The 11,610-nt window shown below is 54.8% G+C and carries 8 protein-coding genes; 3 read left to right on the top strand and 5 right to left on the bottom strand.

The genetic code is table 11. The features are described from left to right. Positions 1-31: 31 nt before the first annotated feature. Positions 32-1,369, top strand: a complete 1,338-nt coding sequence (locus AC6I6N_RS07735; RefSeq protein ID WP_108727831.1) for an aminotransferase-like domain-containing protein — start codon at positions 32-34, stop codon at positions 1,367-1,369. Between the two features lie 470 nt (positions 1,370-1,839). On the opposite strand, the gene AC6I6N_RS07730 is transcribed toward AC6I6N_RS07735, so the two are convergent. The 3 genes from AC6I6N_RS07730 to AC6I6N_RS07720 form a co-directional block, all read right to left on the bottom strand. Continuing rightward, on the bottom strand, positions 1,840-2,868 hold the full coding sequence (locus AC6I6N_RS07730; RefSeq protein WP_497943396.1) for an IS110 family RNA-guided transposase: 1,029 nt from the start codon (positions 2,866-2,868) through the stop codon (positions 1,840-1,842). A 569-nt stretch (positions 2,869-3,437) separates the two neighbouring features. Then, entirely contained in the window at positions 3,438-4,850 is a 1,413-nt protein-coding gene (locus tag AC6I6N_RS07725) for an amidase (RefSeq protein WP_497943372.1), read from the bottom strand. Beyond that, positions 4,843-5,025 (bottom strand): hypothetical protein, encoded by a 183-nt coding sequence (locus tag AC6I6N_RS07720; protein WP_026484623.1) that lies wholly within the window; start codon positions 5,023-5,025, stop codon positions 4,843-4,845. Before AC6I6N_RS07720 ends, AC6I6N_RS07725 begins: the two co-directional genes overlap by 8 nt. 382 nt (positions 5,026-5,407) lie before the next feature. Here AC6I6N_RS07720 and AC6I6N_RS07715 point away from each other — a divergent pair, with 382 nt between their 5' ends. Beyond that, positions 5,408-6,535, top strand: coding sequence for a fimbrial protein (locus AC6I6N_RS07715; protein WP_497943371.1), 1,128 nt, complete (start codon positions 5,408-5,410; stop codon positions 6,533-6,535). A 277-nt stretch (positions 6,536-6,812) separates the two neighbouring features. Beyond that, on the top strand, positions 6,813-7,727 hold the full coding sequence (locus AC6I6N_RS07710; protein WP_497943370.1) for an EAL domain-containing protein: 915 nt from the start codon (positions 6,813-6,815) through the stop codon (positions 7,725-7,727). Here the strand turns inward: AC6I6N_RS07710 and AC6I6N_RS07705 are convergent. Further along, complete coding sequence (locus AC6I6N_RS07705) at positions 7,724-8,383, bottom strand: response regulator (protein ID WP_230017606.1); 660 nt, start codon at positions 8,381-8,383, stop codon at positions 7,724-7,726. The two genes, AC6I6N_RS07710 and AC6I6N_RS07705, sit on opposite strands and share 4 nt — an antisense overlap. A 23-nt stretch (positions 8,384-8,406) precedes the next feature. Continuing rightward, positions 8,407-11,541, bottom strand: a complete 3,135-nt coding sequence (locus AC6I6N_RS07700; RefSeq protein WP_497943369.1) for a hybrid sensor histidine kinase/response regulator — start codon at positions 11,539-11,541, stop codon at positions 8,407-8,409. Between the last annotated feature and the right edge of the window lie 69 nt (positions 11,542-11,610).

The following is an 11,610-nucleotide window of genomic DNA, read 5'->3' as shown; positions in this document are numbered from 1 at the left end:
TTTTTTCTAACAGTGTTAAGAGGCAGGCAGCATGGATTTTTATGAGCGTCTGAAGGAAGCGATTGTTCAGGGTGAATGGGCGGTGGGGCAGCCGTTGCCGTCCATCCGCAAGATGATGGCGACAGAAAACCTGAGCCATCACACCGTGGTCAGTGCCTACACCCGTCTGGTTGGCCAGGGGATGCTGGAGGCCTTGCAAGGTCGCGGTTATTTTGTGGCTCGCTGGTCTGGTTTGGGGGAGCATTTGCCTCTGTCCCCTTGTGAAGCGGCACGGGACCCTTTGCTCAAGATCTTGCAGGCCAAGCCCGAGCAGTGCAAGTTGGGTTGTGGTTGGTTGCCTGTACCGTGGAGGGATACGGATGCCTTGGCCAAGGCTATACGCAAGACAGCGCGCTCGGGGCGCAGTGGTCTGGTGGAGTATGGAGATATTCAGGGCTATCTGCCGCTGCGCAAGCAGTTGTCCATGCTGTTGCGGCAATCGACCTTGATTGAGGTGTCCCCCCAGCAAATTGTGACGACCTTAGGTGCGACACAAGCGTTGGATCTGATCGCCCGAATTGTGATTCGTCAGGGTGATTATGTTCTGGTGGATGAGCCTTGTAGCAGCAACCTGATCAAGCTGATCCGCTTGTGTGGGGGTGTGCCTGTCGGTGTGCCGCGCCTGGCCGATGGACCGGATGTGGCGGCTTTGGAGCAGATTCTGCAGGCGCACAAGGTACGGGCGTTTTTCTGCAATAGTACCTTTCATAATCCGACTGGGGCGGGCTTAAGTCCCAAGGTGGCTTTTGCCGTGGTCAAGCTGGCGGCGGAGCACGATTTCCTGATTGTCGAGGATGATGTGTATGGGGATTTCTTCCCCGGTGTGCGGCAGACTTTCGCGGGGCTGGGAGATTTGGAGCATGTGGTTTATATAGGCAGTTTTTCCAAGTCCTTGTCGGCCTCTTTGCGGATTGGCTATATCGCCTGTGGGACGTCGTTGCTCGATCCTTTGATTCGTTTGAAGTTGTTGACCAGCGTGGCTGTGCCAGGGTTTTGTGAGCGTTTCGTCAATACCATTTTGGCCGATGGCACCTATGCGAAACATACGCAGGCAATTCAGCGGCAGTTGATGACGCATCAGCACATTGCACAAAAGGCGTTGACGGAATATGGCTGGGTGTTTGAGGTTCCAGCGCAGGGCGGGATGTTTTTGTGGGTTGGGCACCCGGATATGCCGGATTTGACGGCTTATATAGAGAGGCTGGAACAGCAGGGGATCTTGCTGATGCCGGGGGCCTCGTTTGCTGTAGACAAGGATTTCAGGGACAGGATGCGCCTGAATGTGGCGCATTTGACGCAGGAGGTAATGCCTTGTTTGGGGTGGGTGTAATGCCTGCGCTGTTTGACTTCGTTTAGATTGTTTTCTTGTCTGAAGTGCCTCGGGTTGGAGCAGGGGGGGCTCGTTCTGAAAGACGCCATTCGGGTTCGCCCCAGGGCTGAGCGGCTGAGTCTTTGCCGACGCTGCGCGTCGGTCCCCTTGGCAATTGCAGGATACGGGCGCGCCCTTAACTTGCCCGGTGATGTGTCCCCCGTACATGGACGCCCCTTTTTTGCCAAGCACTCAATCCATGTTGATCAGTTGGTCGAGATTGCACCCGTACATTCGGACTTGATTGCCGCGCGAGCGGCGGTCCCTGATGGGTTCTGCTGGTTGGTGCCTCAATCGGACAAACGCACTAAACAGTGCCTGGGGGACATCGGGCTTGACCAACCACGGTCTGACCTATCTTGCCATCATGTCATGCTTGCTTTAGCAATCGGGGGAAGGGGTTAAGGGTGGTTTAGACTGGGGCCGTGTGCCTATGTGCCGTCAGCCGCATAATCACGCTGGAAGGATCGCTGGTTGGCCAGTAACGCCCAGACGATTCGGGCATTTTTGTTAGCGAGTGCCACGGCGGCGACGTTGGGGTGACATCGTTGCAAGAGTCGTTGTAGCCAGCCGGTTTGCTCGGCTGCGAGCCGAGCACGATAGATCACCGCACGCGCTCCGTGGATCAACAAGGTACGCAGATATTGGTCGCCTCGTTTGCTGATTCCCAGGAGCACTTGTTTGCCACCGCTGGAGTGTTGTTTGGGCACTAAGCCTAGCCACGCAGCCAATTGCCGGGCGTTGGTGAAGTTCTTGGCATTGCCAATCGTTGCGACCAGGGCACTGGCAGTAATGGGACCAATGCCGGCGATCTGCTCAAGTCGACAGCTTGCTTCATTGGCCTTATGCCAGGCTTTAATCTGCTGCTCCAATTCGTTGACCTGTTTATCCAGCTCTTTTAAATGCTCCAGGAGTCGCTGTATAAGCAATCGAAATGGACCTGTCAGTTGCTCGCTTTGTTGATCGAGCAACACGGGCACACGCGTGTACAGGTGAGCGATTCCCTGAGGGATGATTATCCCAAACTCAGCCAGTAACCCCCGAATCTGATTAGCCTGTGCGGTCCGTGCCCGCACGAACCTTTGTCGCGCACGGTGCAGGGCCAATACAGACTGCTGTTCGACATTTTTGATGGGCACAAATCGCATATTGGGCCGGGCCACGGCCTCGCAGATGGCTTCTGCGTCGGCGGCATCGTTCTTGTTAGTTTTAACGTAGGGCTTAACAAATTGAGGGGCAATCAACCGTACGGTGTGCCCGAACGACTCTAATTTACGGGCCCAATAATGGGCACTGCCACATGCTTCCAGGCCAATCAGGCAGGTAGGCAAGGTTGCGAAGAATGTGGCCATCTGGTCACGTTTGAGCTGTTTTCTTAAAACGGTTTTGCCCTGTTCATCGACGCCGTGCAGTTGAAATACTTGCTTTGCCAGATCGATACCTAGTGTCGTAATCTTCATGATGGACGCCTCGCTCGGTTCAAGTAGTTGGTGATACGCCCACTTTGGCACATACGATGCCGGTGCGGGTAGGGGCGTCCATCCCATTGGACACATCACAAGCGTCGGGCACGAACAGAAGGGCGCTTGCACCCCGTATCCCGCAATCGCCCGCGGCAAGAACTCTGACTCGCCGCTCAGCCCTGGGGCGAACCCGAATGGCTTATTGAAAGAAAATAGAGTCCCTCTGTGTTTACGATTTTGATGGCTTTGGCTTTGGCTTTGGCTTTGAACTGGTGGTGGATGCTTTGTCTTTGCCTGGCTTGGTCGGATGCGGGGGTATCGGGCCAGTTCGGGTGGGATTAAACGGTCTGAGTCCACTTAAGTGACTGAGCCGACAAGGAGTAGCCCGACGTGTTTGGCGTCCAGCTTGGGGTGCTGAAAGACGAAGATAGCTCAGAGTCGTATTTTTGTTGTTTTCGCTAGCTGGGTCCAAGCTGAACAGATTGCGTCTTTTAGTCGCTTTACTAAAGAAAGCCCTTGTCTGCGGTTGGCGGACAGGGGCTTGTTCCTGTGGTGCTTTGTTGAGCTTACGGTTTCAGGACGGGCTGGTGTCCTGCCAGTGGTTTCATGTTTTCCACGGCGTAGGCGACGTTCAAGATGCGGGCTTCTTCAAAGGCGGGGCCGATGATTTGCAGGCCCACGGGCATGCCCTCAGATATACCGGCGGGTACGGTGATGGCGGGTAGGCCGGTCAGGTTGCTGGGGCCGGTAAAGCGGATGCCTTCATCGATGAAGTCCAGGGTTTTGCCGTTGATATTGACGGTATCGGTGCCGATATTGGGTACTTGGCAAGGCAGGGTGGGGGCAATGATGACGTCGACGTCGTTGAAGGTGGCGGTAAATTGCTGTTTCAGCGCACGGCGTACTTGCTGGGCTTGCAGGTAGTCGATGCCGCTGAATAGTTCACCCAGTTCAAACAGGAAGCGGATATCGGCGCCAAAGTCCTCGGGGCGCTTGATCAGGTCCTGATGGTGGATGGTGGCGGCTTCGGTCAGGCTGACTGCCAGTTCGGCCCATTCGGAGTAGCGCAGGGCGGGGACGTTCAGCGGGATGACTTTGGCCCCTTGTTTTTCCAGGTCGGCCAGACGGTCGCGGATCACTTTTTCGATACCGGCGTCTACGTTCTTGAAGAAATAGTCTTCGATGATGCCGATGCGCAGTCCTTTGACATTCCCATTGAGCGCGTTCAGGTAGGAGCCGACCGGGACCTTGGCGCACGTGGGGTCGCGGCCATCAAAGCCGGCGATTACTTCCAGCATAGCGGCGGCGTCAGCGACGGTTTTGGACATGGGGCCTACGTGGTCCAGGGTCCAGGCCAGGGGGTAGACGCCGAATTTGCTGACGCGGCCATGGGTGGGTTTCAGGCCGACGATGCCGCATGCAGCCGATGGGATACGAATGGAACCGGCGGTGTCGGTGCCCAGGGTGTTGTAGGAGCTGTGGGAGGCCACGGCCGCACCCGAGCCACCGCTGGAGCCACCGGGGACGCGGTCGGCATTCCAGGGGTTATGGACGGCGCCAAAGTGCGGGTTGTTGTTGTCGATGCCCCAGGCGTATTCGTGCATGTTCAGCTTGCCGGTGAAGATCACCCCGGCATCGCGCAGCTTGGTAGCCACGGTGGCGTCGTCTTTGGAGACAAAGTCCTTGTGGATTTTGGAGGCCATGGTGGTGACCTCGTTCGCAAAGTAAATATTGTCTTTCAGGGCTAGCGGAACACCGTGGAAAACGCCTTTGTACTTTCCGGCCATGATGTCCTGTTCCGCTTGTTTGGCGCTTTTGCGGGCCTGCTCAGCGGTAACGGAAATATAGGCGTTGGTTTGCTTGTTGGATTGCTCGATGTAGGCCAGCAGGTTGTCGGTCACTTCAACGGGAGAGACGGCTTTGCTGCGCAGCTTGTCGGCCAGGTCGATAACGCTCAGTTCAAGTAGGTCTTTATTCATGGTGGTCTCCTCCGGCCAGGTGTTTGATGGCGACGTCTGCATCGTCAATGGCAATGCCTTCCAGATTGCCTTTCATGGCCTGGATCTCGCGCCATTTGACCTCCAGCTTCTCCAGATGCTGGGGGCTGGGATGTATCCCTTTTGCGGCCAAGGCGTCTTTCACACTTACCGTCATTTGTCTTCTCCTTGTGGTGGTCATAAAACAGGCATGCATCAATCGCGCACAAAAAAAGCCCCACCCCTGGTGTCAGGGAGTGAGGCTTTATTGCCTGCATGTCGCTGGCAACTTTGGCAGCGCATGCATCTGTTTTGGCAGACGAAAATGTCTGCTTATTTAATCTACAAAATATGCCTTCTGAAAAATACTAGGGTTTTCCAGTGCTGTAGGCGACGACGTGTGCCCGGTGTATGCAACAGCAGGAAGTCATTGGAGTTTATCTGTCGTGCCCTGCCAATAAGTACATGAAGGGGCACAAGAGAACTTATAAGAATAGTCTTATTTATATGCTTTCTTGTGAATGGTTAAATGATCAAGTACCGGCAATAGGTGAATAAAAATGACGAAAAAATTAAATAGAAACATGAATGAAATTATCTTCATGTGTTTTTTTGTTCTTATGTTTTTTATAAATCCCAACGTATATGCCCAGACGTCACAATGCTACAGGGCAAGCGGCGGGCATATATATAATTGGGTCACTTACCCAATCAAGGGTGAGGTCTACAATAGACAGATTCTTGCCACTGCCTCTACCACTTTTCTTTTCAGTTATCCAGCCAATCTACCTAAGGCGTACGTGGAAATGAGGGGTGGAGCGGATGCTTTATATCCGGATGAGGTTGTCCCCATGCGCGAAATGCCTGGGGTAGGTGTGCGTATACGCTGGATGGGGCATTACGCTCAGGGGAGCTACAATTTTGTTCCTAGTCATGAAGCTCCGAGTGGGACCACGGTAACTAACCCCCATGAGTTCACTTTGCTGGTTGGATCTGCACCTGCAAGTTTTGGTATTTCCTATACCTTTCAGTACGAAGTGGTGGTTATTGATGCCAAAGCATATCAGGGAGGAAAGCCGGATTTTAAACGGTCGGGAATTGGTAACGGTCGGGTATTTGGAGGTCCTCTTCAAGGAAACCGATCTTTGTGCAGAGATGGTTCCTTCGATTTACTGGGAATGTTGTCCCAGGATACGACTGTTCCTGAGTTGCCACGCCCCTCCGTACCGACTTGTGCCTCGGCCGATTTGAATGTGGTGGCCACTATGTCGCCTGTAATGGCCTCTGAGTTGGCTTCGGCAGGCAGTCAGCGGAGCCAGGGAGTTACTGGGCAATACAATTTTGATCTGATCGGCAAGCAGTGTCCAGTGGGCACGACGATCAAAGCGTTCTTTACTGACGCACGTGCACCGTCTGCTTCTAATGCTTATGTCACATCGTCACACCCGGAAGTAGGAGTGCGGCTGTATCACCGCGATAGCCAGACAGCGATTAAGCTAGGGCCTGCTCCCGTTGGTTCAACGTTGCCAGAACGTCAGGCTGTCGTTGAGGGGCCATCCGCCAGTACTACAAGTGATATGTACATGCCAATTACTGCTCAGTATGTAATGATGCCAGGTGTGACTAAAACGGCGGTGACACCCGGTAGTATGAATGCAGAGGCAGTGGTCACTTTTATGTATGACTAATGGCCCAATGGTTTGAGCCTCTTGTATCGTTTGCCGGTTCTGTATCGTTTAAAGCCCTGTTCCTTTAGTTTGGAACAGGGTTTTTTTTATTGTTGATTGACAGTTCAAAAGATCAACTGAGGCTCCGGTTTTCCTAGACTGTTTTGTAGCTGACACGTTTTTTCGGATTATTCCTAGACCCGTCAAGCCGCTGGAATCTTAAGATTTAAAGCATCGATGATGGCAACTGAACCGCAAGGCGATTTGGGATGCACATCTCTTGTTGCCGGGGCTCTTCATGTTTGCACCTTCTACGTTTCAAGTACCGTCCGGATGTCTGACTTATCGACCTGCCCGGAAGCTGGCGCGTCCTGTGCGTCCTGTCCGTTCGGATGCGGCTTTGTGGGTGCCGGAGCGTGAGGCGCTCAATCAGTCCGGTGCCGCCATTATCAGTCGCTCTGTCTTGCTTGACGCCTTGCACAAGGACCAGATTCAGGCATGGCTGCAGCCCAAGGTGGCGGTACGCTCTCAGAAGCTGGTGGCGCTGGAAGCCTTGGCCCGTTGGCGTCATCCACAGCTGGGCTTGTTGTCGCCCCATGTATTTTTACCCTGGTTCAGCGAGCACGGTCTGGACGAGGCCTTGTTGATGCATATTTTGCAAGAGGTGCTGGGTCTGCAGGCTTACTGGCGGCGCCAAGGTATGGTGATACCCGTGTCGGTAAACTTGCCTACGCATTTGCTCAATGATGCTGGTTTGCCAGATCGCTTGATGGTTTGTGTGCAAGCCAAGCAGGGTCGGGCCGAGGACATTACTTTTGAGTTGCTGGAGAACTCGGATACCAAGACGCCCTGTGCCTTGTTTATGGGGGCTTGTCGTTTGGTGGCAATGGGTTTTGGGTTGGCCCAGGATGATGCAGGCGTGCAGTACAGTTCGATGGAGCGGCTGGTTGGTGCGCCGTTTTCGGAACTGAAGCTGGATCGGCGTTTTGTGCATGGCCTGTCTGCCGATCGCCAGCAAGCCGTGCAGGTGTTGGATTGGATTGCTAGCGCCAAGGAGCGTGGTATGTGCGTGACGGCGGAAGGCGTGGAAGCTCAGGCAGATCTGGAGCTGTTGCAGCAAATGGGTTGTGATTATGCCCAAGGCTATTTATTTGCCAAGCCCGCTCCGGCCTTTGAACTGGATATGTGGATTCGGCAGCGTTGGGCCGTCTAGGTAAACAGGTTGTTTTGAGTACAGAACGCAATCAGGGCCTGGTTGTTGTTTACATTCAACTTGCGCATGGCGGATGCTTTTTGTGCGCTGATGGTTTTGATACTGCGATTTAATTGTTCTGCAATGCTGCTGATGGAGTCTCCCATGGCAAACAGGCGCAGTACTTCAAACTCACGAGGGCTCAGGGATGCCAGACGATCGGGTACCGAGCTTTCCAGCACCTCTTTGGGTGTGTCTTGTTTGAAATTGGCCGGGTAGTACTTTACGCCCTGGCGCAGCAAATGCAGGGCGACCAGGACTTCAGACAGCTCGTCTTGTTTGAGGACAACCCCTTGTACGCCAGCGTCGTACAAAGAAGAAATAATCATGGGGTTGGACACCATGGTCAGTACTATCAGCTTGACCTCAGGAAAGCGGCGTCGCAGATAAGAAATGAAGCGCATTCCATCGCCATATTGCTCATCGCCGGGCATGGAATAATCGGTAATGATGGCATCGGGTTGGCTTTTTTGCAGATGCTCGACCAGCTCTGAGGGGCTGGCCGCCACGGCATCGACACTCAGGTTGATATCGCGTCCCAGCAGCTCGCGTATACCCATCAGGATTAATGGGTGATCGTCAGCAATGATGACGCGCAGTTTTTGAATCGCGGGCATACCGGGGTTCCTTGCTTGTTTTGCTAAGCTTGTTCGATCAGGTCGCGTAGTGCATTGCACACGGCGATGGCTGTTTGAACTTGTGTGTCGGTTTGTTGAGTATTTTGCCTGAAATTCTGTTCCAGTTCTTTCACTTTGTCTGCGATTTCCTGCAAACCCATCATGACTAGCGCGCCAGCGATACGGTGCAAAATGGCTTGGCTTTGGGTCGCGTTTTTTTCTTTCAGGGCGTGTTCCAAGGCCTCCAGATCCTTGCTCATGGTGCTGCAAAAAATCTTCTTGTAACGCTGCGGTATGGGTGAGCGGATCAAGGATTCCAGCAAATTTCCCAAGGTGGCCAGATTCATGGGTTTGACCAGGCAGGCGTTCATGCCACTCTGTGTGCAACGCTGGGCTTCGTCGCGCATGGCGTTGGCGGTAATACCAACAATGGGGGCGTTCATGCCTTGAGCGCGTAAGCGTCGGGCCAGTTCGTAACCGGTCATATTAGGCATATTGACGTCAGTCAGCAGCAGATCGTGGCTATGGCCATCCCACAAGCTCAGTGCTTCTTCGCCGTCCTGGGCCAGGGTGACCTGGCAGCCCAAACGCTCCAACTGTTCACGCAAGGTGACCTGGTTGATCGGGTTGTCTTCTGCTATCAACACATGCGGACCGGGGCGGCTCGGGGGCGTGATGACCGTCTTGGTGACTACCGTTTTTTGTTCGGAGGGGACGTGTTGCTGTGTCTGCCAACGCTCCAGCGCAAGGGCAATGCTTTCCGGGTTGGTGCCGTCGGCCTCGGGCAAGGTGGCGCTGCCGTCGCGTGCAGAAACGCTGATATAAGGGCCTGGCCAGTGGGGCGCCGGATTGCTGTTGGGCATCATCACATCGAGCAAGATATCTTCGGTTTTACCGGTCAGCGGATAGCTGGGCAGCATGGCCTGGGCTTGGGCATTCCAGCGATTGAGCCAGACGCAAATTGACTCGGATAGCTCGGCATGGGGAGTGCGTATATGCAGTTTCATGCCTTGCAGATCCGGTGCAGGGTGAGTTTGATCGCCTGCGGGTGCGATATCCAGGTTCAGCATAAAAGAAAAACTGCTCCCCAGACCGGGTTCACTGGTCAGTTGAATCTGGCTGTCCATCAGTTCGATCAGACGGGCGCAGATGGACAAGCCCAGGCCCGCCCCGCGTATCGTGTGCTCGCCTGAGTGGGCCACATAAAAGGGGGTAAACAGCTTGTCCTGGCGTTCGTGCTCGATGCCCACCCCGCTGTCGGCGACTTGAAACAGTAGTTGTGCTTTGTCCTGTGTAAGCTGCTCCAGACGCAATCGAACAATAATGTGGCCCGCCTGGGTGAACTTGATGGCGTTGCTGATCAGATTGCTCAGAATCTGGCGTATATGCAGCGGGTCGCCTAATACGCTGCGTGGTACGTTCGGGTCCACGTGACAGAACAACAGCAGGTTTTTTTGCTGGGCCATAGCGGTGTAGGTGGCGGTGCAGTCTTGTACCAGGGCGATGGGATCCAGCGGCACGGACTGCACATGCGTTTGGCCTGCTTCAATTCGGCTGATATCCAGAATGTCGCTGATGATTTGCAGCAGTTGGCGCGAGGCCCCCTGTATTCGGTCCACTTGCTGATGCTGCTGGCCATCCAGCTCGGTCATGGACAGCAACTCCAAAGAGCCCAGGACTCCGTACAAAGGCGTGCGAATTTCATGGCTCATGGTGGCCAGGAACGAGGACTTGGCGGTGCTGGCTTCGTCTGCCGCAGCGCGAGCACGCTCTAGTTCCCGCTGGATTTCCTCTTGGGCCGTCAAATCCATCAGAACGCATAGCAAGACGTCTTGCTCATGGTAGCGACTGGGCGCGCAGGCCAAGTGCAGACTGCGACCATCGGGCAAGTCCACTTTGCCTTCGTTCGCATCCGGTCCTTGTTGTTGCAGTTCGTTCAAAGCCAGGGACAGGGGAGATTGCTCGGGTAAGGTGTCGCCTGCATTTAGCTCCAACCACTCCAGCGCCTGAGCATTGCCGAAAATAATCTGTCGCTTGTCCTTGCTGATCACGCACAGGGCCGCCGGTGAGGTATCAATAAGATTGCGATTAAAGTCCTGGCTTTCCAGCAAAGCGCGCTGTGCCTGACGGGCTGGCTCTACCACTTGGCGTCCATACCAGCGGGCATAGGCCAGGCCGCCCAGTAGGCTTAATAATAAGAACACCACAGTGCCCAATGGTACCCAGGTGCTGTTTAGCAGTTGTCTGGGGCTGATCAGATAGCGGCCCGTCCAGGTTCCCGAGGGATCGCTCATCTGGAAGGCCAATCCCTGCAGGCTGATGGTAAAGCCATCTTGCTCTAGGGCGGGGGAGTTGTTTTCCCCGATTAACAGGCCTTGTGCAGCATGGTGCAGCCAGAAGCGATAGCCCAGTGGGGCTTCGGATTGATTGAAGAACTCGCGCAGTCGGCCCTTGTCGAACAGACTCATTGCCTGAAACAGAGAGGGGTTCGCACCGGGCAGGGGCAGGCCAGGCAGGGAGATCGGAATGATGCCCAGCATGTGCAGAGGGTGTTCGGGTAAGGAAACCCATTTCACGGCAGATGGACTGGAGGCCAGTTCGCCGGGTGGCTGAATGTGTTGGCGTGCTTCTTTGTGCGAGGCAATGGGCAGGACCGTATCGGTGCGGGAAGACTCCAGCTCCGGAATGCTCAAACTGTCTTCCATGTCGGGATGAAACAGGAACAAGTAACCGGATGGGAAATAGGACCGGGCCCAGAAGGAGGCAAAACTATCGGCCAGATCGGCACCCAGCGTGCCGTAGTCCTGTTTGGATGCACGGCAATGCTGCTCGCAAATCATGGAAAAAGACACGCTGGCGGTGGGGCGCCAGATGCTGACGGCATGGCTGCTTTCTACGGGTGGGGGCTCGGGTTGTGGCCCGGCCTGCAACTTGGCTGCATCGGCCTTGAGCTGGGCCAAAAATCGTTCTTGCTCCTGTATGTAGGCCAAGGTCACGTTGAAGTCGGACGCCAGGCGGTGGCGTTCATTGCTGAAAAAGTGCTGACCGCCTACGACCAGCGCGCCGAGCAACATGAATGAGACAGGAATAACGCCCAGCAGCAGCCGTGTGTGTCCGCGCGAGCGTCGCGTCATACGATTAAAGGGTGAGTTGGCCATGGTTCTCCGTGGGGGCGCCGTGTGGGGCAAGTCCTGCCATATCATACCGTCCAGCGTCGTGATGGCGAC

It is taken from the genome of Alcaligenes sp. LTN-3, from assembly GCF_059735605.1.
The sequence above is the reverse complement of the archived record's forward strand: the minus strand, read 5'-3'. Positions and strand labels throughout refer to the sequence as shown.